Annotated in this window: 22 protein-coding genes and 2 pseudogenes; 12 read left to right on the top strand and 12 right to left on the bottom strand. The window is 68.8% G+C overall.

Translation table 11 applies throughout. From position 1 onward, the window contains the following. Together H7I87_RS21855 and H7I87_RS21850 are read left to right on the top strand one after the other, a co-directional pair. Nucleotides 1-526: pseudogene (locus tag H7I87_RS21855) on the top strand (hypothetical protein); the annotation flags it as partial. 5 nt (nucleotides 527-531) lie between these two features. After that, nucleotides 532-963, top strand: coding sequence for a hypothetical protein (locus tag H7I87_RS21850; RefSeq protein WP_080683589.1), 432 nt, complete (start codon nucleotides 532-534; stop codon nucleotides 961-963). Between the two features lie 734 nt (nucleotides 964-1,697). Here H7I87_RS21850 and H7I87_RS21845 read toward each other — a convergent pair. The 5 genes from H7I87_RS21845 to H7I87_RS21825 all read right to left on the bottom strand — a co-directional run bounded on the left by H7I87_RS21845 (nucleotide 1,698) and on the right by H7I87_RS21825 (nucleotide 6,254). Continuing rightward, nucleotides 1,698-2,993: an HNH endonuclease signature motif containing protein gene (locus H7I87_RS21845; protein WP_264002871.1), complete on the bottom strand. Its 1,296-nt coding sequence runs from the start codon at nucleotides 2,991-2,993 to the stop codon at nucleotides 1,698-1,700. A 54-nt stretch (nucleotides 2,994-3,047) separates the two neighbouring features. Then, nucleotides 3,048-3,377 (bottom strand): GNAT family N-acetyltransferase, encoded by a 330-nt coding sequence (locus tag H7I87_RS21840; RefSeq protein ID WP_033726430.1) that lies wholly within the window; start codon nucleotides 3,375-3,377, stop codon nucleotides 3,048-3,050. Beyond that, nucleotides 3,364-4,356 (bottom strand): pirin family protein, encoded by a 993-nt coding sequence (locus tag H7I87_RS21835; protein WP_033726431.1) that lies wholly within the window; start codon nucleotides 4,354-4,356, stop codon nucleotides 3,364-3,366. The genes H7I87_RS21840 and H7I87_RS21835 overlap by 14 nt, the downstream gene beginning before the upstream one ends. Before the next feature lie 5 nt (nucleotides 4,357-4,361). Next, the gene (locus tag H7I87_RS21830) at nucleotides 4,362-5,744 is read right to left on the bottom strand and encodes an acyl-CoA dehydrogenase family protein (RefSeq protein WP_003875500.1); all 1,383 of its coding nucleotides are present in this window, start codon (nucleotides 5,742-5,744) and stop codon (nucleotides 4,362-4,364) included. Nucleotides 5,745-5,837: 93 nt separating this feature from the next. Beyond that, a complete protein-coding gene (locus H7I87_RS21825; RefSeq protein ID WP_009974199.1) occupies nucleotides 5,838-6,254 on the bottom strand; it encodes a WhiB family transcriptional regulator in 417 nt (138 codons plus the stop codon). A gap of 142 nt (nucleotides 6,255-6,396) precedes the next feature. Between H7I87_RS21825 and H7I87_RS21820 the strand changes: the two genes are divergently transcribed. The 6 genes from H7I87_RS21820 to H7I87_RS21795 all read left to right on the top strand — a co-directional run bounded on the left by H7I87_RS21820 (nucleotide 6,397) and on the right by H7I87_RS21795 (nucleotide 10,663). Then, nucleotides 6,397-7,185 (top strand): helix-turn-helix domain-containing protein, encoded by a 789-nt coding sequence (locus tag H7I87_RS21820; RefSeq protein WP_063971779.1) that lies wholly within the window; start codon nucleotides 6,397-6,399, stop codon nucleotides 7,183-7,185. Continuing rightward, nucleotides 7,182-8,009, top strand: a complete 828-nt coding sequence (locus H7I87_RS21815) for a C40 family peptidase (protein ID WP_011723304.1) — start codon at nucleotides 7,182-7,184, stop codon at nucleotides 8,007-8,009. Before H7I87_RS21820 ends, H7I87_RS21815 begins: the two co-directional genes overlap by 4 nt. A gap of 48 nt (nucleotides 8,010-8,057) precedes the next feature. Then, on the top strand, nucleotides 8,058-8,420 hold the full coding sequence (locus H7I87_RS21810) for a DUF4226 domain-containing protein (RefSeq protein ID WP_063971780.1): 363 nt from the start codon (nucleotides 8,058-8,060) through the stop codon (nucleotides 8,418-8,420). A 115-nt stretch (nucleotides 8,421-8,535) separates the two neighbouring features. Then, nucleotides 8,536-9,987, top strand: coding sequence for a DUF4226 domain-containing protein (locus tag H7I87_RS21805; protein WP_063971781.1), 1,452 nt, complete (start codon nucleotides 8,536-8,538; stop codon nucleotides 9,985-9,987). Between the two features lie 50 nt (nucleotides 9,988-10,037). Beyond that, nucleotides 10,038-10,355: an ESX-1 secretion-associated protein gene (locus tag H7I87_RS21800; protein WP_003874762.1), complete on the top strand. Its 318-nt coding sequence runs from the start codon at nucleotides 10,038-10,040 to the stop codon at nucleotides 10,353-10,355. Further along, nucleotides 10,352-10,663 carry a DUF2694 family protein gene (locus tag H7I87_RS21795; protein ID WP_009974204.1) on the top strand — a complete coding sequence of 104 codons (312 nt, stop codon included), beginning with the start codon at nucleotides 10,352-10,354 and terminating at the stop codon, nucleotides 10,661-10,663. Before H7I87_RS21800 ends, H7I87_RS21795 begins: the two co-directional genes overlap by 4 nt. A gap of 33 nt (nucleotides 10,664-10,696) precedes the next feature. On the opposite strand, the gene H7I87_RS21790 is transcribed toward H7I87_RS21795, so the two are convergent. After that, nucleotides 10,697-10,840, bottom strand: a complete 144-nt coding sequence (locus H7I87_RS21790; RefSeq protein WP_011723308.1) for a hypothetical protein — start codon at nucleotides 10,838-10,840, stop codon at nucleotides 10,697-10,699. Between the two features lie 82 nt (nucleotides 10,841-10,922). On the opposite strand from H7I87_RS21790, the gene H7I87_RS29260 reads away from it, so the two are divergent. Beyond that, entirely contained in the window at nucleotides 10,923-12,611 is a 1,689-nt protein-coding gene (locus tag H7I87_RS29260) for a DUF5632 domain-containing protein (RefSeq protein WP_063971782.1), read from the top strand. Between the two features lie 51 nt (nucleotides 12,612-12,662). Beyond that, nucleotides 12,663-12,986 carry a DUF2710 family protein gene (locus H7I87_RS21780; protein ID WP_003874759.1) on the top strand — a complete coding sequence of 108 codons (324 nt, stop codon included), beginning with the start codon at nucleotides 12,663-12,665 and terminating at the stop codon, nucleotides 12,984-12,986. Nucleotides 12,987-13,137: 151 nt separating this feature from the next. On the opposite strand, the gene H7I87_RS21775 is transcribed toward H7I87_RS21780, so the two are convergent. Next, a complete protein-coding gene (locus H7I87_RS21775; protein ID WP_063971783.1) occupies nucleotides 13,138-13,911 on the bottom strand; it encodes a TIGR03084 family metal-binding protein in 774 nt (257 codons plus the stop codon). A gap of 57 nt (nucleotides 13,912-13,968) precedes the next feature. Beyond that, nucleotides 13,969-15,322: pseudogene (locus H7I87_RS21770) on the bottom strand (MFS transporter). A gap of 63 nt (nucleotides 15,323-15,385) precedes the next feature. On the opposite strand from H7I87_RS21770, the gene H7I87_RS21765 reads away from it, so the two are divergent. Then, nucleotides 15,386-15,991 carry a YqgE/AlgH family protein gene (locus H7I87_RS21765; RefSeq protein WP_063971784.1) on the top strand — a complete coding sequence of 202 codons (606 nt, stop codon included), beginning with the start codon at nucleotides 15,386-15,388 and terminating at the stop codon, nucleotides 15,989-15,991. A gap of 15 nt (nucleotides 15,992-16,006) precedes the next feature. Here the strand turns inward: H7I87_RS21765 and H7I87_RS21760 are convergent, their stop codons facing one another. Both H7I87_RS21760 and H7I87_RS21755 read right to left on the bottom strand, forming a co-directional pair. Next, a complete protein-coding gene (locus H7I87_RS21760) occupies nucleotides 16,007-16,348 on the bottom strand; it encodes a hypothetical protein (protein ID WP_003874755.1) in 342 nt (113 codons plus the stop codon). A 55-nt stretch (nucleotides 16,349-16,403) separates the two neighbouring features. After that, nucleotides 16,404-17,468 (bottom strand): LpqN/LpqT family lipoprotein, encoded by a 1,065-nt coding sequence (locus H7I87_RS21755; protein WP_033726441.1) that lies wholly within the window; start codon nucleotides 17,466-17,468, stop codon nucleotides 16,404-16,406. 184 nt (nucleotides 17,469-17,652) lie between these two features. Between H7I87_RS21755 and leuS the strand changes: the two genes are divergently transcribed. Then, nucleotides 17,653-20,562: a leucine--tRNA ligase gene (gene leuS, locus H7I87_RS21750; RefSeq protein WP_033726442.1), complete on the top strand. Its 2,910-nt coding sequence runs from the start codon at nucleotides 17,653-17,655 to the stop codon at nucleotides 20,560-20,562. Nucleotides 20,563-20,568: 6 nt separating this feature from the next. Here the strand turns inward: leuS and H7I87_RS21745 are convergent, their stop codons facing one another. Both H7I87_RS21745 and H7I87_RS21740 read right to left on the bottom strand, forming a co-directional pair. Then, complete coding sequence (locus H7I87_RS21745; protein WP_033711881.1) at nucleotides 20,569-21,240, bottom strand: SDR family oxidoreductase; 672 nt, start codon at nucleotides 21,238-21,240, stop codon at nucleotides 20,569-20,571. Nucleotides 21,241-21,298: 58 nt separating this feature from the next. Beyond that, nucleotides 21,299-21,802 carry a MarR family winged helix-turn-helix transcriptional regulator gene (locus H7I87_RS21740; RefSeq protein ID WP_009974218.1) on the bottom strand — a complete coding sequence of 168 codons (504 nt, stop codon included), beginning with the start codon at nucleotides 21,800-21,802 and terminating at the stop codon, nucleotides 21,299-21,301. Nucleotides 21,803-21,826 lie beyond the last annotated feature (24 nt).

Below are 21,826 nucleotides of genomic sequence, written 5' to 3'. Positions count from 1 at the left end.
CCTTTGCTCGAGTGACTTTGGACGGTCCCTCGAAGAATCACGCGATGACCTTCATTCGTTCGGCTACGACACGCCGGGCATCCTGATCAGGCCCGACTCGTACACCACTCTGCTGGACGCAACCGCGCCCCATCCGGAATTCAATCTGGACAACCCGCTGAACTACATGCCGCCCGAGTTGCGAGCGCTGTCCGAACAACATTTGACCGGCAGCGGCGAAACCGTCCTCGGCCCATTCAAAAATCCGTCAGGGGGACCGTCGTATATCGAGCTCGCTCAGCAGCGAGGTGTAAGCTATTTCGATATAGGGGATGCATGGAACGCGTCCACCCCGGTTGAGCGACTCGCAGCCAATCAGCATGTTCTCGACATCGCAATCGCCAACCGAGACACTATAAAGCTGTCAACTTCAATCGATAGGGTTCTGGACAACACGTATACTGCCGCGGAACTCCGCTATCTAAAGGCTCATGGCTACCAAGTCGTCGACGGCTATACCCTAGTTCCACCCAAGATCGGAGGTTAGCGCGGGTGAAAGCGCTCCTTGAATTTATCGTTCAATACTGCGGCTTCCTCTACCTCAACCCAGGCTACAGAATCACGAACTCGGCCACCCGAGGCTTGGCCGACATCGACGCATCGATTACGTTCACCGGCGCGGAGATCGTGTGGCAGATCATTAATGATCGCGGGCTCATCTACTTTGCTGCGGCGCCGTCACAAGGTGTGTCTGACGATTCGTATGCACTTTCCCTTATTCGTCAATATTTGGAAGGCGGCGAGGATGTCGGTGCTGGCCCCGCGATCGACGAGGCGAGCTGGTTGAGCGCAAACTTGAGCCGGGTCGAGCGGCTATTTACCGATGAATCGAACGCTGCGCGCGTCTGCGACGAACTTGCCGATCTACGACGCTCCAATTCATTCAAAAAATGGGGATGGCCCAAACCGGAGGAAACCGACTAGCGGCAAATCCTAGACCAGGAGAGTCCGCGGCCGATAATGCAGAGCTTGCTACGGTGGCTTTTACGTACTTCGACTTCCTTTATTTAGACGCTCGATATCGCCTCGCCGATTCGACGACATCCGGAAGTCCGACGAGCAAAGCTTCATTGACTTTGACTGCCCGGTTGTCAGTTGGGAGCTGATTAATGACAGGGGCCAGTTCGGATGATGACACGAATGCGGTATCGCCGGACGAGACCATTGCATGGATCCGAAGCAACTTGAGCCGCATCGAGCAATTCTTCACCGCGGCCCAGGCGGAGCATTCGTGTGAGCAACTCATTGATCTCGCAAAGGCCCTTGCAACAAAGTACTTCGGCCCATCCACAGGAGTGAAGCTGCTGCCGAACGGCGACCAGGGGCTGGCGGTGGAAAGAGCATTCATTATGCGGCTTTACCTAACCCGCCGCGCACCAGGCTGCCAATGCAGCCACTGCGGAACTTCCGGCGTGGCCGGATCTCTGAAGTCCTCGAGTTCGGATGCTTCTCGAGCACACGTGGCGTTGCGCCGAGCAGATGGTCAGAGAAGGCATCGCATAATCGGTCGACAACTGGGCAGCCGAACACCCGCTCAACTGCAGTGACGAACCATCCCCAGACCGTTCAAACGTTCCACGGCCTGGTCGGCTCGTTGGTCCGCGGGAGCAACAGATCGCGAAACACGTTGTCACACCGCGTAATTGAGCCCCACCCGGCTAGTTGGTTGTGGGTGGTGGTTGGGGTTGGAAGGGGTCGTACCACCACCAGTCGGCGCGTTGGCCGAGGGGTCCGGGACACGGTGGGACGGCGGGTGGGGGTCTGGTCGGTTTGCGGGCCAGTGATCCTGGTTTCAGGTGGCGCCCGGAGCTGTCGGTGACGAGGAGGGTGTCGGCGGGGCCGGTGATGGTGATCTCGCCGCGGTGGTGGGCGCGGTGGTGATAGGGGCAGACCAGGACCAGGTTGTCCAGTTCGGTGGGGCCGCCGTCTTCCCAGTGCCGCAGGTGGTGGGCGTGCAGGCCGCGGGTGGCGCCACAGCCGGGGATCGCGCAGCCGCGGTGGCGGTGTTCGAGGGCGCGGCGTAGCCGCCGGTTGATCACCCGGGTTGAGCGGCCCGCACCGATGGGTTGGCCGTCGCGTTCGATCCACGTCTCGCAGGTGGCATCGCAGGTCAGATAGCGGCGCTCGGCGTCGCTTAGCAGCGGGCCCAGGTGCAGGCCGGCGATGCGTTGGGCGGCGTCGAGGTGGACCACCACGGTGGTGTGGTGGCCGTGGGGGCGGCGGTGCGCCTCGGCGTCCCAGCCGGTTTCGATCAGGCGGATAAACGCCTCGAGCGTGCCCGGCAACGGCGGGACCGACTCGCCGGCCCGGTGGTTGTGGTCGCGTTTCCATTCGGCGATCAGCGCTTCGCGGTGCGCGGCCAGGGCGGCGTCGAATGTGGCGGCATCGAGGCGGTCGAGCGTGATCCGCCAGCAGCTCAGCGCTTCGCGGTGCGCGGCCAGGGCGGCGTCGAATGTGGCGGCATCGAGGCGGTCGAGCGTGATCCGCCAGCAGCTGAGCTCCTCGTCGGAGGTCTTGGTGAGGCCGGGCTGCGGTGCCGGCGTGGCCTCGGGTTGGGGCCGCGGTTCCAGCTTGACCGCGGTGCGCAGCTGGTTGACCGTGGCCACCGCGGCCAGCTGCGCGTAATGCTCATCGGATCCCTCCCCGGCACGCTGCGCGATGACCCCGAGCTGGTCCAGCGACAACCGGCCCTCCCGCAGACCCGCCGCGCAGCGGGGAAACGAGTCCAACCGGCGCGCCACGGCCGCGATCGTGTGGGCGTTTGCCGAAGACGCGCCCGTCTTCCAGGCCACCAGCGCGCCAAGAGACCGCGCCCCGGTGGCTCCCCACAGCTGCTCGCGCTCGATCTGCGCGACGATCTCCACGATGCGCCCATCAATCGCATTACGCTGCCCGGTCGCCAACCGATCGTAAGGACGCACCTCCACCTCAGCTGCCAGCACGCTCGAGGACATGACAACATCATGACAGCGGGGTCCGACAAGTCGCGTCGGCTCGATCTGCGCCAGCTACGAATGCACCCACTGGGTGATCTCGGGAGTGACGGGATCGGTGATGTCGTCGAATTCCGGATGCTTCTTGAGCACGGTGCCGATCATCGAGCACACCGGAACAATGCGCTTGCCCTCATTCCGGGCCTCGTTCAGCGCCTCCTCGACCAGGATGGTCGCCAGGCCGCGTCCGCCGTACGCCGGATCGATTTCGGTGTGGTAGAAGACGCGCTGGTCACCGCGGTCCTTGAAATCGGCCAGTCCCACGGGTTTACCCTCGATGGCGATGGTGTACTTGCCGTCCTGAAGGCTGACCGTGGTTTGTGCTCCGGTCTTATCGGTTGTCATTTGTGCTTCCCTTTCTTTCCGGGATCGGTCGAGGCCGCAGCCGAGCGGTCGGCAACGGCGGGGCGGGCAGCCGGCTCAGCGCACCACGGTATCCCCGCACCGCGCCGAACCGCTCGTCGCCGTCCTCCCACAATCGGCGGTAACCGACGATGTCCTCGTGGCTTCGCCCGACGAAGTTCCACCACATCACCAACTGTTCGGAAAACGGTGTGCCGCCGAGCAATAGCACCCGCCCGGGCGTATCCTCGGCGTTGCGCAGCCGCACCGCGGCGCGCCCCGGCCCCAGGTATGCCAATTCGGCGACGGACAGGGGCTTCTCGTCGACATGAACCGCGCCCGCATCGCAGAGCAGCCCGTGTTCGAAGTCGGGGTCGAGGTCGAGGTCCAGCTGGGCGCCGGCGCCCAGATCGATCTGGGCGCCGACCAGCGGCGTGAAAGTCCTTACCGGCGAACGGCTTCCGTGCAGCTCGCCGAGAAACACCCGCGCCTGCGCGCCGGGTAGTGAGATCGGCGCGGGCGCATGATGCGCGAAGTCCCGCGCGGTGTCGCGATCGGAGTCGGGCAGCGCCACCCACAGCTGGACGCCGTGCAAAGCCCCCGAGCCCACCGACACTTCGGAATGGCAGATACCGGCGCCCGCGGTCATCAGGTTCAGCTCGCCGGGCCGAACGGCCGCGTGTACGCCGGCGCTGTCGCGGTGTTCCACTTCCCCACTGAACAACCAACTCACCGTCTGTAGTCCCGTGTGCGGGTGCGGCGGCACGTCCATCCGGGTGTGGGCCGGTCCGTAGTGATCGATGAAGCACCATGCCCCGATCAGCGAACGCTCGCGTTGCGGCAGCGTGCGTTGCACCCGCAGCGCCCTCGGCCCGCCCAGGGGGACTTCGCGCGGACGCAGGATCTGCACGGCGGGCGAGGCGTCGCGATCCCGCGAAGCGGCGCAGGCGACTTCGGCCGGTGCGGCTTCAAGGTTGCTCATCGTGCTTACCTACCCGGCGGCCGCAGCACCTTCATGGCCAGCCGCATGACGGGTTCGGGGATGCGATCCTGCATTGACAGGGCGGCTTCGGCGGCCCGGGATCGCAGCGGGGTGCCGCGCCCGAACACCCGGTTCAGCGCTCCCCCGGACGGCTCGAGCACCACGTGCAGCGGCGGCGTTCCGACGGCGGCCCCCAGCGCGTTGGAGACGACCATCCGCTGGATCTCGCTGGTGCCTTCAAAGATGGTGTACAGCTTGGCATCCCGATACCACTTCTCGACCGGATGATCGGTGATGTATCCCCACCCACCCAGGGTTTGGACGGCGCGCTCGGTGGCTTTGACCGCGACCTCGCTGGCGGCCATCTTCGACATCGACCCCTCTCCCCGCTCGAAGGGCACGTTGTTGGCCGCCATCCAGGACGCCCGCCAGGTGAGCAGTCGAGCCGCGTCGATCTGGGTGGCCAATTCCGCCAACGGGAAGGCGATGCCCTGGTTGTCGATGATGGGCGCCCCGAACGCCTCACGCTCGGTGGCATAGCTGGTCGCGTATTCCAGTGCCGCCCGGGCGATCCCGATGGCCTGTGCGGCCACCATCGGACGGGTTTGTTCGAAGGTGCCCAATGTTGCTGAGCCGGAACGCTTTCCACCCGCCACGACCTCTCGGGCTTTGGCCAGCTTGTGCTCGAGCTTCTCCTGTCCGCCCAGCAGATTGGCGGCCGGAACGCGTACACCCTCGAACAGCAATTCGGCAGTGTGGGAGGCGCGGCAGCCCAGCTTGTCGAGCTTGCGCACCATTTTGAGCCCCGGGGTGCCGCCGGGCACCACGAACAACGCCTGACCGCGGTGGCCGAGCTCCTCGTCGACCACCGCGTTGACAACGTGCACATTGGCGATGCCGCCGTTGCCGATCCACATCTTGTGACCGTCGATGATCCAATCGTCGCCGTCGCGGCGGGCACGGGTGCGCAGGTTCCGCACGTCGCTGCCGCCTTCCGGCTCGGAGATCGCCAGGGCGGCCAGCTTGAGATCCCCTGGGGTGCCGAAACATTCGGGCGCCCACTCGAGCATCTGCTCCGGGGATGCGGCCTGGCCGATCGCCGACAGCGCCAGCGCCGGCATGACGATCGCCAAGCCGATCCCGGCGCAGCCCCAGAACAGCTCCTCCATGAACATCGGCAGCGAGATGCCGGTCGGATCACCGATCAGATCGCGATAAAACAGCGGGCTGTAGAACCCGCGCCGGGCCGCCTCCTCCAGCACCGGCCACGGGAACTCCTGGCGCTGGTCGTACTCGAGGGCCACTGGGCGTATTACGGATTCGGCGAACTCGTGCGTGCGCCGGGCCAGGTCGTGTTGCGCTGCCGTCGGGGTCAGGTCGAACGTCATGGATGCGCCTCTAGGTCGACAGACTGGTCTTGCCGACCCGGACTACCCCGTTGACCCGGTCAGCAAACTGCGGCCCGGGACTGCGGCGAAATGTCAGGCGGCCGAACGGGGCCCGACCTTGGCCAGCGGCAGATGCAGCACGACTGCGGGTGCGGCGACGGTCTCGTGTTCGTGCCGCGCCAGCAGCGCCGCATTCTCCGGCAGCTGCCGGGAGTTGATCTCGCCGGATGCGATGCGCCGCAGCACCTCATGGGCGTGTGCCAGCTGCTCACGCTTGCGGTACTGGCCGCCCGGCAGCTTCACCCCGGCCCAGACGCCGTACTCCTCGCGATGCGCGACGGCGTGCTGGGCGCAGCGCCGCTGTTGGGCCAGCGGGCACCGGCGCAGGCACTGGATGCGCGCCTCGGTGGCCGACCGCTCGTACGCGCGGGCCTTGGCCGCGCCGTCACCGCCGTCGTCGTCGGGGTAGCCGAACCAAAGTTCCGGGTTGGCTGCGCACGGGTGTCCCATGTCGGTCTCCTTGTCGAGTGTGAAACGTAGGCAAAAGCGTATATCCCGAACGGCAGCAGCGCAAGAGAAACGTGACAAAAACGTATACACAGAGGGTCGGGACCTCAGCTGTGTAATATCCGGCCTATGGCCGGAGCGTGCGGTGAGCCGTGAATCGGCTGGCGCAGCGATCCGCGCGTTGAGAGAATCGCGGGATTGGTCGCTGGCCGACCTTGCCGCCGCGACCGGTGTCAGCATCATGGGCCTGAGCTACCTCGAGCGCGGCGCCCGTAAACCGCACAAAAGCACAGTTCAGAAGATCGAAAACGGGCTCGGGCTGCCGCCGGGCACGTATTCGCGGCTGCTGGTGGCCGCCGACCCGGAGGCCGAGCTGGCCCGCCTGATGGCCGCTCAGCCGGCGGCCGAGATGCCGGCGCGGCGCACCGGACCCGTGGTGGTCGATCGTCACAGTGACACCGAAGTGCTGGAAGGCTACGCCGAAGCGCAGCTGGATGCCCTCAAATCGGTCATCGATCGATTGCCGGCGACAACATCAAACGAATATGAGACGTATATTCTGTCTGTGATCGCTCAGTGCGTGAAGGCGGAGATGCTCGCCGCCAGCTCATGGCGGGTGGCGGTGAACGCCGGCGCCGACTCGACCGGGCGGCTGATGGAACACCTGCAGGCCCTGGAGGCGACGCGGGTGGCCCTGTTGAAGCGGATGCCCACCAGCCTCAGCGCGCGCTTCGACCGGGCCTGCGCCCAGTCGTCACTGCCGGAGACCATCATCGCCGCACTGGTCGGGGTGGATGTCGACGAGATGTGGGACATCCGGAACCGGGGGGTCATCTCGCCGAGCGCCCTCCCCCGGGTGCGCGCCTTCACCGACGCGGTCGAGTCGGCGAGCCGGAATGAGGCGAGCCAGGGCGACGACGAGGAGGGGTCGTGAGCCACAGCGAACTCGAGGCGTTGAGCCGTGCTCATCAACTTTTCGCCGGCGGCACGCGGCCCGCATCCCTGGACACCGGAAGTGGGCACTACCGCGACCTGTTGGGGCGAGCGGCCCGGCTGAGCGACGGATTCGCGCACGGCGGCTACCGGCTCGCGGTGCAGCACAGCCGGCAACGCCTGGCGTCGACGTCGGACACGGACGCCGCGGTGACCGACCTGCTGGCCGGCGCGCACCGAGACCGGGCGCAGGCTCGCGAGCTGACCGGCGCCGTGCTCGATGCCGGCCGCGCCGATGCCGCCGCGAACCCGACGACGCCGTTGGCTCAGCGCGAGGCGATGCGGCGCCGGGTGATGCGGCTGCGGACCCAACATGCCCACGTGGTGTCGGCGGCAGCGCGAGCCCGGCACCACCATGCCCGGCTGCTGGCCCTTCGGTACCGGCTGCGGCACGGTGTCGGGCTGGCCGGCCTGCGCGGGCCGGGCAGCGACCGCGCGGCGCTCGCGGTGCGGGCCGCGTTGTCACGGCTCGGCCGCCCATACGTGTGGGGGGCCACCGGTCCCGACCAGTTCGACTGCTCCGGCCTGGTGCAGTGGAGCTACGCGCAGGCCGGAATTCATTTGGACCGCACCACCTATCAACAGATCAACGAGGGCATCCCGGTGCCGCGGTCGCAGGTGCGGCCGGGTGATCTGGTGTTTCCCCACGCCGGCCACGTGCAGCTTGCGATCGGCAACAACCTCGTCGTCGAGGCGCCGTACTCGGGCGCGTCGGTGCGAATCAGCCGGCTGGGCAACAACGTTGCGATACGCCGACCGATATGACCTGCCAACATCGCCCGGCCCAGCGGGCACGACGAAAAGGGTGAGCCGATGCCGGAACAACCCGGATTCTCGTTAGAGGCCGTCGAGGCGCGGCGATCGGCGCTGGCCGATCAGCACGGCGCGGCGTCGGAAGCCGACCGTGTGCTCGCCGAGGTGCTCGCCAGTGCTCACGCAGCGGCGCAGGAGAGCGCCCGGCGGCTGGACGCCATCGCCGAGCAGATCGACCGCGCCGTGGCGCATCAAGCGGACCTGGCCATCGATACGCCGCTGGGCGCGCGGGAGTTCCACAAGTTTCTGCTCGCCAAGCAGCACGAGATCGCATCGGTGGTCACCGAGGCTCAGGAACTCGGCCGGGCGAAAAAGGTTGTGTTGGAGAATCTTCGGGCGCAGTACAGCGCCGGCAACAGGTGAGCAAAATTAGTCCACACCGTGGGAGCGCAGTGAATTGTCGGCAGCAACACTCCTGAGTACTGTCGCCGGGCATGGAGGGGTCGCGTCAGGGGCTGCAGCGCTTCCGGGCGGGCTGATGTCGGCCTACGACGACCTGTTGGCCGCGGTCAACGACGTCCGGGACCGCACCGGCGACCCGAACGCGTGGCAAACGGGATTGGCGCCGGCCGAAGTGTCGGCGGTGATCACCCCGAGCACACGCCCCGAACAGCTGCAGGCCATCCTGGCCAAGATCCGCCGGCAGCACGCGGAGGTGTTCGGGGCCGCACCGACGGGCGTCGCACGGCCACCCGCCGATGCCGGGCCTGCTCCGGACCGGGAGTCGGGCGCGGCGGCCGATGCCATCGCCAGCGCGGAAGCCGCTCTGGCACAGCAGAATTCAGTGAGCTCGCAGCTGGACATGCAAGTGGTGACGGCCATCCTCAACGCACACCTGAAGGCGGTTGACGGCAGAGAAGCGCTCACCAAGCTGCAGCAGGAAACCGAGGCGGCCGTCCGGACCAGGTCGGACCTGGACACCCCGGCGGGAGCGCGCGATTTCCAACGGTTCCTCATCGGCAAGCTGCGAGATATCCGGGCGGTGGTGCTGAACGCCAGCCTGGACGACACCTCGAAGTCGGCGCTGATGGCCGCGTGGACGTCGCTGTACGACGCGGCCAAGAGTGATCGACCCGGCGATCACGTGTCGTCTGCCGGCGCCGCTGCCGATGCTGCCGCGGCGGGCACGAGTGATCAGCCGGACGCGGACCTCGACGACGAGTGGGATCCGCTGCTGGATTCGCTGTTGGCCGACGACGACGGATCGCCGATCGATCCCGCGGCCGCCCTGGATCCATTGGGCGGCAACACCATTCCACCGGCACCACCGCCTGCGATGGCGCCCGCGTTGCCCAGCTTCGGCGGTGGCTCGCTTCCGGGGCTCGGCGCGACACCGGCATCCATGTCGGGCTGGGAGACGCCCGGCGGGCTTCCGCTTTCGGGGCTGCAGGCCGGCGACGCCAGCGATCCGGCGCTGCAGGACCTGGGAGACGAAGACCTACCGGAAGACCAAGGCCAGCAACACGATTCGCCTGCCGACGGTTCGGCAGAACAGGCCGACGACGAGAACGCGTCAGCCGACGAGCCGCCGGCCGGGCCGACATCGGTGACGCTGCCCGACGGCGAAACGGTGACCGCGGCCAGCCCGCAGCTGGCGGCGGCGATCAAGGCCGCCGTCGGCGGAACCCCGATCGCGGAAGCCTTCCAACAACAGGGAATGACCCTCCCCGCACCCGGGACGGCGGTGGCCAACCCCGTCGACGTTGTGCGGGTGAGTCCCGGCGACATCGGCATGTTCACCGATCGCCACGCCCTGGCGCTCGGCCCCGGCAAAGCGCTTCTGGACGGGCAAATTCAACACATCGCCACCGTGAGCGGGCCGAGCTTCCTAGGCTGGGAGCACCCGCCGGCGGCGGCCGCGAGCGTGACCGCGCCGGCTAAGCCCGACCCACCGACACCGACCCGGCCGGCGAGCTCGTCGACCACCTGAGAAAAATGAACTCGCCGGCAGGACCGGCGGTCCTCAACAGGAGACAGCGGATGGCAGATTCGATCCATGTAGTGCCCGCGCACCTGCGTCAGGCCGCTGCGCATCACCAAGACACCTCGGAGTACCTGCGCACCGTCCCGTCGTCGCACGCCGCCATCCAGGAGAGCCTGGATTCGCTCGGGCCGATTTTTAGTGAACTGCGCGACGCCGGCCGCGAACTTCTCGAGCTGCGGCGCCAGTGTTACGAGCAGCAAGCTGCTGACCACGCCGACCTGGCCGACCAACTGACGGTTTCGGCGGCGATGTGGGAGCAGCACGAGCAGGAGGCGGCAGACAAGTTCGGCAGCATCGTCGACCGCGGTCGATGACGGACGCGAATCCCGCTTTCGACACTGTTCACCCGAGCGGACACATCCTGGTCCGCTCGTGCCGCGGCGGCTACATGCACAGCGTCGCGCTGAGCGAAGAGGCGATGGAAACCGACGCCGAGACGCTGGCACAAGGCATTCTGCTGACCGCCGACGTGTCCTGTCTCAAGGCGTTGCTGGAAATCCGCGACGAGATCGTCGCCGCCGGGCACACACCGTCGGCGGAAGTTCCGACCCCGCGCGACCTCGATGCGGCCATCGAAAAGTTGCTGGCGCACAAGTTGCGCCGCCGCACGCACGCCAAGTAGACGGCTCGGACCGGTCTCAGCCGAGGTGTTCGGTTAGCGCAGCCACGGCTTGGCCGCGCTGGGATCGGGAGCGATACCGGTCGGCGGCTCTACCGGATTGGGGCCGAACAACTCTCGCGCTCGGGCGAGCAGCGTGCGCACCTCGTCGAGTTGCTGCTGCAATGCAGAATCAGCCATGTCCCCACGCTACCCAGGCCTTGACGGCCGCACAATTCACTGACTGCACAACTCGCCGGGCGGCTGCCGCTAGGCTTAGCCGGTGGCGATCTTCGGTCGGATGACGGCGCGTCAGCGCCTCCGGAGAGCTACCCGGGAATCACTGTCGATTCCGGCCTTCAGCTCTCCCGTCGACTGCACCCCGTGGGTGACAGGCGGGCTGTGGCCTGCCGAATTGTCGACGGTCACGCCCGAAACCGCCACGCTCGCAGAGTATCTCAAGGCCGACCTGCAGCGAATTGCCGACGGCGCCAACGATGAATTGCGCAAGCTCAAGCGCGCGGGTATGACCGACACCGCCCGGCAGGCTGCCGAGGCGCGAGTCATCGAGCAGGCCCGCACGCGTGCGGTGCGACGGGTCGAATCGACGATCCGCTACCTGCATGCGGTGCAAAGCGGCGCCCGGCCGCCGGCTCCACCGCGGCCGACCCTCGATGCTCCCGGCGCGGACTTGGAAAGGACGCAGGTGCTGCCCGCGGTCGGCGACGCCGAGCACACCGCCGGCCCGCCAGCGCAGCAGACGCCCGAAGCGCGCCCGCGACCGACCCGGCGGCGGGCGGCCGAGGACGAGCCGGCGCAACTCGAGGAGACCCGGGTGCTTCCGGCCATTCGCGACGACGCGGCGGCCGCGGACGCTTCGGTCCCGGAGACGCCGGCCCCGGAAACACCTGTCCCGGAGGCACCGGCCGCCGAAGCACCTCTCCCGGAGGCGCCGGCCCCGGAAGCGCCGGCCGCCGAAGTCCCGGAGGCGCCGGCCCCGGAAGCGCCGGCCGCCGAAGTCCCGGAGCCGCTCGGCGAACCCACCACCCGCGGTCGTCACCACGCGCCGGTGCCCGAACCGGTCGCCGAGCGCGTCGAACCGGACATCGCCGCACCCGCCGAGGCGGCCGACCTGGAGCAGACCCAGGTCATCCCGGTCGTCAGGCGAGACGAGCCGGTCCCCGAGCCGCCGGTCGTTGCCCCACCGGAGCCGGCCGAGGAGCCCGCGGACAGCGGCCGGCACCACGCGCCGGCGGACGGCGACGAGCCGGCGACCGAAGGCCGGCCCGCCGGCGCCGACACCGATACCGCCCAGCCCCGCGTCGAAAAGCCCGCGGCCACAACGGCATTCGACAACAACCGCTTGAACCGGCTGCTGGAATTCGTGGTCCGGCAAGAGCCGCGGCTGAATTGGGCGATCGGCGATCGCGCCGACGGGACGACGATCCTGGTGACCGATCTCGCCCACGGATGGATACCGTCGGGCATCGCCCTGCCGGCGGGCGTGCGGTTGCTGGAACCCGAGCGGCGCAGCGGCGACGTGGTCGCGCTGATCGGCGAGACGGTACGCCGCGTCACCTACACACCCGGTGATACGCTGCGCCGCTCGGCGGACTTCGCCGCCACGCAATCGTCGTCGCAGCCGCGTGAACTGCCCCCCATCGACGACTTGGCGACAGCGATCAGCCGGGCCATCCGCGGGCGCGCCGACCTGCCCAAGATCGTGCCGCGGCTGGCCGACGCGGCGGCCGCGGGCGCGGTCATCGTCGACCAGGAGGTCGACGTCTTGCGGGTGCACCTGGACACGGCCCGCTATCAGCTGCTGGTGCAGTATCCGAACGTCAACCCGGCGCTGCTGCTCAAGTGCCTGTTGATGGCCGCCACCGAAGGCATCGCCAGCGGCGACCCGGTGTCCGCGAACTACCACCTGGCCTGGTACCGCACTCTGGCCGCGCCGGCCTCCGGTGGTTGAGCCGGCAACCCGTCGTATGAATTGACGCTGGTCGGAGGGCTCGACGATACTGTGCAGGTGTCGGATTCGGGCAGTCGCGCGAATCTCAGCGACAAGGATCTCGTCGAATCGGTTCTTCGCGAACTGAGCGAGGCGGCCGACAAGTGGGAAGCCCTGGTGGCGCAGGCCGAGGCCGTCACCTACAGCGTCGACCTGGGCGACATCTACGCCGTGGCCAATTCCGACGGCCGGCTGCTGAAGCTGACCCTGCATCCCGGGGTGATGACCGGGTACGGCCACGGCGAGTTGGCCGACCGGCTCAACCTCGCGATCACCGCGCTGCGCGAGGAGGCGGAGGCCGAGAACCGGGCGAGTTACGGCGGTCCCCTGCACTGACGCGCCTCCCCTGCACTGACGGGTTCGCGCGTTTCACGCGCTCATCGCCCGGGGCTGAGGTTGTTGGCCCCGGCTCTCTTCGCGCGTTTCACGCGCTCATCGCCCGGGGCTGAGGTTGTTGGCCCCGGCTCTCTTCGCGCGTTTCACGCGCTCATCGCCCGGGGCCGGGCGGGCCGGCGAAGGCCTGCGCGATCTCCAGCCAGCGCTGCGCATCGGCGCCGAAGGCGGTGATGTCGAGCGCGCTCAGCGGCCGCCGCTGGGTGACCAGGAAGCAGAAATCCTCCGCGGAGCCGGTGACCCGCTGCACCGCCTCCGGCGGCCCCCACGACCAGGTGTCGCCACGGGGGCCGCGCAGCTCGACCAGGAACGGCTCGGCCGGCGGCGTCAGATTGTTGACGGCGAACGCGTAATCGCGGGTGCGCACGCCCAGATGAGCGATCGATCGCAGCCGGTCGGTCGCCGGACGGATGACCCCCAGCGCGTCGGCGACGTCCAGGCCGTGCGCCCAGGTCTCCATCAACCGCGCGGTCGCCATCGACGCGGCACTCATCGGCGGGCCGAACCACGGGAGTTTGCGACCGGCCGGCACCCCCAGCAGCGCCCGATGCAGCCGGTCGCGGGTGGCGCGCCAATCCGCGAGCAGCTCGGCCGGGGCGACGGCCGCGAGCTCCTCGGCGCCCTTGTCGACGAAGCCGGCCGGGTCGGCGGCCGCGCCGGCCAGCACCTCGGAGAACCCGGATTCATCGGTAACCGCGATCAGCGCGACCCGATCGGTCCACAGCAGATGCCCGATCTGGTGGGCGATCGTCCAGCCGGCCGCCGGCGTCGGGTCGGCCCAGCGGCCCGGCGGCAGCGGTGCGACCAGGGCGTCCAGCGCATCGCTCTCGGCGCGCAGATCCGCCACTATCGGGGCCGGACCGGTCATTGCCGCCCCCGCCGGTCGGTGCCGGCCGTCGGACAATTCACGTCGCCACCTTAGCGATCACTCGCCGCGCCGCCCGACGATGCCGTGCACGGCCAGCCCGACCAGATAGAGCACCGACCCGAACAGCGCGAACACCGGGGCGTGCCCGTCGTCGGGAATCACCATGCCGGCCACCGTGATCGCGACGATGAACGCCACCCAGAACAGCGCATCCTGCACCGCGAACACGTGTCCGCGCAGCGCATCGTCGACGTCCATCTGCATCGCCGAATCGGCGCACAGCTTGACCATCTGCCCGGTCACCCCGAGCAAGAAACCGCACACCACCATCACCGGAAGCAGCAGTTCGGCGCCCGCGACCTCGACGATCGCCGACGCGGCGAGCGCGCCGTTCGCGGTGGCGTAGCGGCCCCACCGGCGGATCGCGGGCGGCGTCAGCACGTTGGCCAAGAACGCGCCCAGGCCGGCGGCGCCGAAGAACAGCAATGCGGTGCCGAATCCCCCGCCCTCGAGGCCCGGCAGGTGATGGACCAGCAACAGCACCAGCAGCGAATTGATACCCACCACCATCCGATGGGCGGCCAGGCCGGACAGCGTGGCCGCGACCGTCGGGCGCTGAGCCACCGTCCGCGCCCCGTGCAGCCAGCCGGTGATCACCGCATAGAGCACCGGCCCGTGGATCGCCCGCCAGGTGTCGTCGGGACCCAGCGCCCGCGGGGCGAACCGCCACGACAACAGCAACGCGATCGAGACCGGAACCACGGTGAGGAAGACGATCGCCGCGGCGCCCCGGTCGCCGGCGCCGAACAGGAACCGCGGCACCAGCATGAAGTTGGCGCCGAGAAACGCGGCAACGGCCCCGGCCGCGGTGGCCACCGCGTTCATCGTCACCACCTGCTCACGCGGCACCACGTGCGGCAGCGCCGCCGACAGGCCGGACCCGACGAACCGGGCCAAACCGTTGGCGAACAGCGCGCCCAGCAGCAGCGGCAGGTCACCGGCCCGCACCGCCAGGATCGTGCCGATCGCGGCGATGAGCACCAGCCGGCCCACGTTGGCGCCGACCAGCACCAGCCGCCGGTCCCAGCGATCCATCAGCGCGCCGGCGAACGGCCCCAGCAGCGAGTACGGCAGGAACAGGACCGTGAAGGCGCGCGCGATGGCAAGCGGGTCGGCGGCCCGATCCGGGTTGAACAGCAGCGCCCCGGCCAGCGCCGCCTGGAACAACCCGTCCCCGAACTGACTCGCCACCCGCACCTGCAGCAGCCGCCAGAAATCCGGCAACGCGCGCACCGAGCGCCAGATTTCGACGGGTGCGCTGGACTGCATCCGGGTTGGAATCACCGAAACCGACTTCCACGATTGGGGCTGGAACGCTGGCGTGGTCAGGGCCGTGCCAACAACAGTACAAATCTTCGTGCCCCACGCTCCCGATTGCCCTGGGCGACGATCGGGCGGATGCCATGATGGTGGGGTGCCGCCGCCGGAGGATCCCGAGGACTACGTCGCACCCGCCGCGCAACGGGTGCGGGCGGGCACCTTGCTGCTCGCCAACACCGACCTGCTGGAGCCGACGTTTCGGCGCAGCGTGATCTACATCGTCGAGCACAACGACGGCGGCACCCTGGGCGTCGTGCTCAACCGGCCCAGCGACACCGCCGTGTACAACGTGCTGCGGCAGTGGACCACGCTGGCGGCCAAGCCGAAGACGATGTTCATCGGCGGGCCGGTCAAGCGGGACGCGGCGCTGTGCCTGGCGACGTTGCGGGTGGGCGCCGATCCGCAAGGCGCACCAGGCCTGCGGCACGTGGACGGCCGGGTGGTGATGGTCGACCTGGACGCCGACCCCGACGCGATCGCGCCGTTGGTGGAAGGCGTGCGGATCTTCGCGGGCTACTCCGGCTGGACCATCGGTCAGCTCGAAGGCGAAATCGAGCGTGACGACTGGATTGTCTTGTCCGCCTTGCCTTCCGACGTTCTGGTGGGGCCCAGGTCGGATCTGTGGGGGCAGGTTCTGCGCCGCCAGCCGCTGCCGCTGTCGCTGCTCGCGACCCACCCCATCGACATCAGCCGCAACTAGCTGGCTCCCCCGCCGTCACGCGCACGACTGCGTGCAGCCGGTGCAGCTGCCGGCGCAGGCCGGCGCGGCGGACTGCTGGCGCACCGCGAAGCGGGCGCTCTGCCACGAGCCGGCGGCCAGGGTCCCCAACGCCCCGGCGACGCAGACGATGAGCACGACCAGCGCGGTGTGCGGGACCGCGGCCAGCGCCACCGTGCCGCCGGCGGCCAGCATCACCGCGGCCGCCAACTGGGTGGGCGCCATGGCGCGCAGCGCCAGCGCGGTGGCTCCGTAGTTCCGGTTGTGCGCAAGCGACCAGGTGCCGAACCCCGCCGAGGCCACCGCCGCACAGATGCACAGCACGCCCGCAATCAGCATGGCCTCACAATACGAGCCGGGTCACCGCCGCGCGCAGCGGGCCGGGTAGTCGTTCTCAGTGCTGCAGGAACGAGAAGTTCGGCAGCGGGGGCAGGCCCGGCACCATGGCCAGCAGGCTGGGGGTGTGCTGTTGGTTGGGCAGCGGCTGCGCGGGCAACCCGGCCGGGGCCGCCGGAGCGGTCTGGGCGAGCGGCACCAGCGGAGCCGCGGCGGGCGCCGGCGCGGTCGGCGCGGTCGGGGCGGCGGGGGCGACGGGTGCCGGTGCGACGGGAGCGACGGCCGGCGCCTGGGCGGGCAGCGCGACCGGGGCGGCCGTGGGTGCCGGGGCGCTCGCGCCGGGCACGGTCACCCGGAATCCGTTGACGATGGCGTCGGTGGCCGGGGCGTCGGCCACGGCGACCGCACGGTCGGTGGTCACCGCCAGCGAAACCAGGTATTTGTCCGGCCCCGAGGTGGCGATGACGTGACGACGCGAGGTGTTCAGCGTCAGGTCGCCGTCACGGTAGGTGCCCTCCACGATCGACGACGGGAATCCGCCGAAATCGGCCATCGAGGCGTTGGTGGGCTGCCACGCCGGAAGCTTCTGGCTGTCCACGTAGCCGTGGGTGATGGCTTCCCTCGGATCGAAGTTGCCGACCAGCTTGTACACCACGACCTGGGCATTCGACGAGTAGATGCTGCTGCCGTGCCGGTCGGCGATCACCGCGAACGCGTCGGGCACGTTCGGGTCGGGCACCTGGGTCCAGCGGGCGGGCATCGGCAACGTGATGTCGAGCGCCTTGAACCCCTGGGGCTTTTGCGCCTCGAACTTGACGCCCTTGGACTGCAGGAATTCCCGGATGGTGCCCGAGGTCGCGGGAGCCGGGGCCGGGGCCGGAGCGGGGCCCGGGGTGGCCGGGGTGACCTGGGTGGCCGCGGTGGTGGCCTGCGGCGCGGCAAGGTATCTGCTCGGCGGCACCAGCTCGGGCCCGAGGTTCGCCGGCGCCGGCGCGGGGACGGGCGCGGGCGCCGGCAGCAACGGGTCTGCCGATGCCGTACCGCCCGCAGCAACCGCCAGGCCGATCAGGCCGGCGACCATACCGCCGAGAAGTGCCCGGTGGCCGGGGACGATCTCAATCATCTGCGTCGGTCCTTCCCATGGCTGCCTACCAGAAGCCGTCGATAGTGGCTGACTGTAACTACAGGTCAAAGGCGGTGAACAGGCTCGAAATACAGCTGGGATGAACCCCTGATCGGTGCGCAACGCAACCGAGACCAACCTGTGGCCGGCGAAGCCGCCGCGTCGGCCCTTATACCCTGTTCAGGTGACTGAATCCCCGACCACTTCGCCCGCCACCGGCTCCGGTGCCGCCGCGCCGGACTCCGACGCGCCGCCGTATCGCTACACCGCGGCGCTGGCGGGCCGGATCGAGGGCAGCTGGCAGGACACCTGGGCCAAGCTCGGGACGTTCAACGTGCCCAACCCGGTCGGTTCGTTGGCCCCGACGGACGGGACCCCGGTCCCCGAGGACAAGCTGTTCGTGCAGGACATGTTCCCCTACCCGTCGGGGGAGGGGCTGCACGTCGGCCACCCGCTGGGCTACATCGCCACCGACGTGTACGCCCGCTACTTCCGGATGACCGGCCGTAACGTGTTGCATGCGTTGGGTTTTGACGCTTTCGGCCTGCCCGCCGAGCAATACGCGGTGCAGACCGGCACCCACCCGCGCACCAGGACCGAGGCCAACGTGGTCAACTTCCGCCGCCAGCTGGGCCGGCTGGGGCTGGGCCACGACAGCAGGCGCAGCTTCTCCACCACCGACGTCGAGTTCTACAAGTGGACGCAGTGGATATTCCTGCAGATCTACAACGCCTGGTTCGACCCCGCCGCCAACAAGGCCCGCCCCATCGCCGAGCTGGTCGCCGAATTCGATTCCGGCGCGCGCGGCCTCGACGACGGGCGCAACTGGTCCGAGTTGTCGGCGGGGGAGCGGGCCGACGTGATCGACAGCCACCGGCTGGTATACCGCGCGGACTCGATGGTCAACTGGTGTCCCGGACTGGGCACCGTGCTGGCCAACGAGGAGGTCACCGCCGACGGACGCAGCGACCGCGGCAACTTCCCGGTGTTCCGAAAGCGGTTGCGGCAGTGGATGATGCGGATCACCGCCTACTCCGACCGGCTGCTCGACGACCTCGACCTGCTGGACTGGCCGGAGCCGGTGAAGACCATGCAGCGCAACTGGATCGGCCGTTCCACCGGCGCCAAGGCCCTGTTCGCGGCGACCGGCGCCGACGGCGCGGCGCTCGACATCGAGGTGTTCACCACCCGACCGGACACGCTGTTCGGCGCCACCTATATGGTGCTGGCCCCCGAGCACGAGCTGGTCGACGAGCTGGTCGCGCCCGCCTGGCCGGACGGCACCGACCCGCGCTGGACATACGGCGCCGCCACTCCGGGCGAGGCGGTCGCCGCCTACCGGCGGGCGATCGCCTCGAAGTCGGACCTCGAGCGCCAGGAGAGCAAGGCGAAAACCGGTGTCTTCCTGGGCAGCTACGCCACCAATCCCACCAATGGCAAGCCGGTTCCGATCTTCATCGCCGACTACGTGCTGGCCGGATACGGCACCGGCGCGATCATGGCAGTGCCCGGCCACGACCAGCGCGACTGGGACTTCGCGCACGAATTCGGCCTGCCCATCGTGGAAGTCATTGCCGGAGGCGATATTTCGGAGGGCGCCTACGCCGGCGACGGGGTGTTGGTGAACTCCGGCTACCTGGACGGACTGGATGTGGCGGCGGCCAAGGAGGCGATCACCGCCCGGCTGGAAGCCGAAGGCCGTGGCTGCGTGCGGGTCGAATTCAAGTTGCGTGACTGGCTTTTCGCCCGGCAACGGTACTGGGGCGAGCCGTTCCCGATCGTCTACGACAGCGACGGGCGGCCGCATGCCCTCGACGAAGCCGCCCTGCCGGTGGAACTGCCCGACGTGCCGGACTATTCGCCGGTGCTGTTCGACCCCGACGACGCCGACAGCGAACCGTCGCCGCCGTTGGCCAAGGCGACCGACTGGGTGCACGTCGAGCTGGACCTCGGCGACGGCCTGAAGCCCTACAGCCGCGACACCAACGTGATGCCGCAATGGGCCGGCAGCTCCTGGTACGAACTGCGCTACACCGATCCGCACAACTCGGAACGCTTCTGCGCCAAGGAGAATGAGGCCTACTGGATGGGGCCGCGGCCCGCCGAGCACGGGCCGCAGGATCCCGGCGGCGTCGACCTGTACGTCGGTGGGGCCGAACACGCGGTGTTGCATCTGCTCTACGCCCGGTTCTGGCACAAGGTGCTCTACGACCTGGGCCACGTCAGCTCCCGCGAGCCGTACCGCCGGCTGGTCAACCAGGGCTACATTCAGGCGTTCGCCTACACCGACTCGCGCGGCTCGTACGTGCCGGCCGAGGAGGTCGTCGAACGCGACGGCCGGTTTTTCTACCGCGGTCCCGACGGGGAGATCGAGGTCTTCCAGGAATTCGGGAAAATCGGGAAGAGCCTGAAGAATTCGATCTCACCCGACGAGATCTGCGACGACTACGGCGCCGACACGCTGCGGGTCTACGAGATGTCGATGGGTCCGCTGGAGGCGTCCCGTCCCTGGGCGACCAAGGATGTGGTGGGCGCTCACCGGTTCCTGCAGCGGGTGTGGCGACTGGTCGTCGACGAGCAGACGGGCGAGACGCGGGTGGTCGACGGGCCCGGACGGGATCTGCCCACCGGCACCCTGCGGCTGCTGCACCGCACCATCGCCGGAGTCTCGGAAGACTATGCGGCCCTGCGCAATAACACCGCCGTGGCCAAGTTGATCGAGTACACCAACCATCTCACCAAGGAACATCGCGACGCGGTGCCCCGCGCGGCGGTCGAGCCGCTGGTGCTGATGCTGGCGCCGTTGGCGCCGCACATGGCCGAGGAGTTGTGGCTGCGGCTGGGCCACACCACCTCGCTGGCGCACGGCCCGTTCCCGGTGGCCGACCCGGCGTACCTCGTCGAGGACACCGTCGAATACCCGGTGCAGGTGAACGGCAAGGTGCGCGGGAGGGTGACGGTGGCGGCCGACGCCGATCGGGACACCCTCGAGGCCGCCGCGCTGGCCGACGAGAAGGTGCTGGCGTTCCTGGCCGGCGCCCAGCCGCGCAAGGTGATCGTGGTCCCGGGCCGGCTGGTCAACCTGGTGGTGTAGCGGCGGCTACCGCCGGGCGGGCCGCAGCACCACCTCGTGCACATGCCCGTCGGGCGGGGTGGCCACCACATTGGCGACCGCGGCCGCGACGGTTTCCGGCTTCAAAAACCTGTCCGGGTCGTAGCTTCCGCCTTCGAACGCGATGAGCTCGCGCTGCATGCCGGTGTCGGTGCGACCCGGATACACGGTGGTGACCCGCAACTCGGGCTCGTCGTTGCGCAGCGAATCGGCGAAGGCGCGCAGCGCGAACTTGCTGGCCGAGTAGGAAGCCATGCCGGGGGAGACGTTGCGTCCCGCGCCGGAGTTGATGAAAACCACCTGACCGCGGGCCCGCCGTAGCGCCGGCAACAACGCCAGCGTGAGCTCAACCGGTCCAAAGACGTTGACCGCGAAGGTGGCACGCCACTCGCCGACGTTCGAGTCGGCCACGTTGCCGGGTATCGACAGTCCCGCGTTGTGCACCAACACGTCGAGTTCGTCCACGACTTCACAGGCGGCCTCGATGTCGCCGCCGTCGGTGAGGTCCAGCGGGAACGTGGTGGCACCGAGCCGCCGGGCGACCGCGTCGAGCCGGTCCGACGGCCGGCCGGCCAACAACAGGGTGTGCGTGGGAGCCAGCGCCGTGGCGATCGCCGAACCGATACCGCCCCCGGCGCCGGTGATGAGTGCATTGGGCATGCGGTGGAGTCTACCGATCCCGCGTCGCCGATCGAAAAGGGTTGAACTGCAGCCCGTTTCAGGCTTCCTTGCGTGCCGGGGGCACACCGGCCGGCCCGGACGTCGGGTCGCCGGAGGCCAGCCGCTCCAACGGCGCCAGCGCCTTCATCAGCGTGTCGAGGTCGGACGCGGGGAGCTGGCTCAGCATCGCCGCCAGCGCCGCGCGCCGATTGGCCAGGGACTCACCGTGAACCGCGCGGCCGCGCGGCGTGATGTCGACCAGCACCGCGCGCAGGTCGGACGGGTCGCGAGAACGCTTGACCAGCCCCACCTTCTCCAGTCGCCGGATCGCCACGGTGGTGGTGGGAGTCCGCACCCGTTCGTGCGCCGCCAGGTCGGTCATCCGGATCGGGCCCTGATCGAGCAGGGTGACCAGAATCGACAGTTGCGCCAACGTCAAATCCCCGGCCGCCGCCCCGCTGGGATCGCCCCGCCGCAGCATCGCAAACAATTTGGACAGCGCTCGGTGCAAACCTTCGGCGAGCTCGGCAACCTCGGCCGCGTTCGATTCGCTGTCTGCCATAAATCGGGAGTCTAACCTGATATC

The organism is Mycobacterium timonense, from assembly GCF_025821985.1.
In the GTDB taxonomy this organism is placed as follows: Bacteria; Actinomycetota; Actinomycetes; order Mycobacteriales; family Mycobacteriaceae; genus Mycobacterium; species Mycobacterium avium.
This window is presented reverse-complemented; position numbering and strand designations above follow the sequence as displayed.

Coding starts and splice junctions, on each gene's coding strand:
- H7I87_RS21845 (WP_264002871.1), bottom strand. CDS start 2,993: ATGTCCTCGAGCGTGCTGGCAGCTGAGGTGGAGGTGCGTCCTTACGAT.
- H7I87_RS21840 (WP_033726430.1), bottom strand. CDS start 3,377: ATGACAACCGATAAGACCGGAGCACAAACCACGGTCAGCCTTCAGGAC.
- H7I87_RS21835 (WP_033726431.1), bottom strand. CDS start 4,356: ATGAGCAACCTTGAAGCCGCACCGGCCGAAGTCGCCTGCGCCGCTTCG.
- H7I87_RS21830 (WP_003875500.1), bottom strand. CDS start 5,744: ATGACGTTCGACCTGACCCCGACGGCAGCGCAACACGACCTGGCCCGG.
- H7I87_RS21825 (WP_009974199.1), bottom strand. CDS start 6,254: ATGGGACACCCGTGCGCAGCCAACCCGGAACTTTGGTTCGGCTACCCC.
- H7I87_RS21810 (WP_063971780.1), top strand. CDS start 8,058: ATGCCGGAACAACCCGGATTCTCGTTAGAGGCCGTCGAGGCGCGGCGA.
- H7I87_RS21805 (WP_063971781.1), top strand. CDS start 8,536: ATGTCGGCCTACGACGACCTGTTGGCCGCGGTCAACGACGTCCGGGAC.
- H7I87_RS21800 (WP_003874762.1), top strand. CDS start 10,038: ATGGCAGATTCGATCCATGTAGTGCCCGCGCACCTGCGTCAGGCCGCT.
- H7I87_RS21795 (WP_009974204.1), top strand. CDS start 10,352: ATGACGGACGCGAATCCCGCTTTCGACACTGTTCACCCGAGCGGACAC.
- H7I87_RS21790 (WP_011723308.1), bottom strand. CDS start 10,840: ATGGCTGATTCTGCATTGCAGCAGCAACTCGACGAGGTGCGCACGCTG.
- H7I87_RS21775 (WP_063971783.1), bottom strand. CDS start 13,911: ATGACCGGTCCGGCCCCGATAGTGGCGGATCTGCGCGCCGAGAGCGAT.
- H7I87_RS21760 (WP_003874755.1), bottom strand. CDS start 16,348: ATGCTGATTGCGGGCGTGCTGTGCATCTGTGCGGCGGTGGCCTCGGCG.
- H7I87_RS21755 (WP_033726441.1), bottom strand. CDS start 17,468: ATGATTGAGATCGTCCCCGGCCACCGGGCACTTCTCGGCGGTATGGTC.
- H7I87_RS21745 (WP_033711881.1), bottom strand. CDS start 21,240: ATGCCCAATGCACTCATCACCGGCGCCGGGGGCGGTATCGGTTCGGCG.
- H7I87_RS21740 (WP_009974218.1), bottom strand. CDS start 21,802: ATGGCAGACAGCGAATCGAACGCGGCCGAGGTTGCCGAGCTCGCCGAA.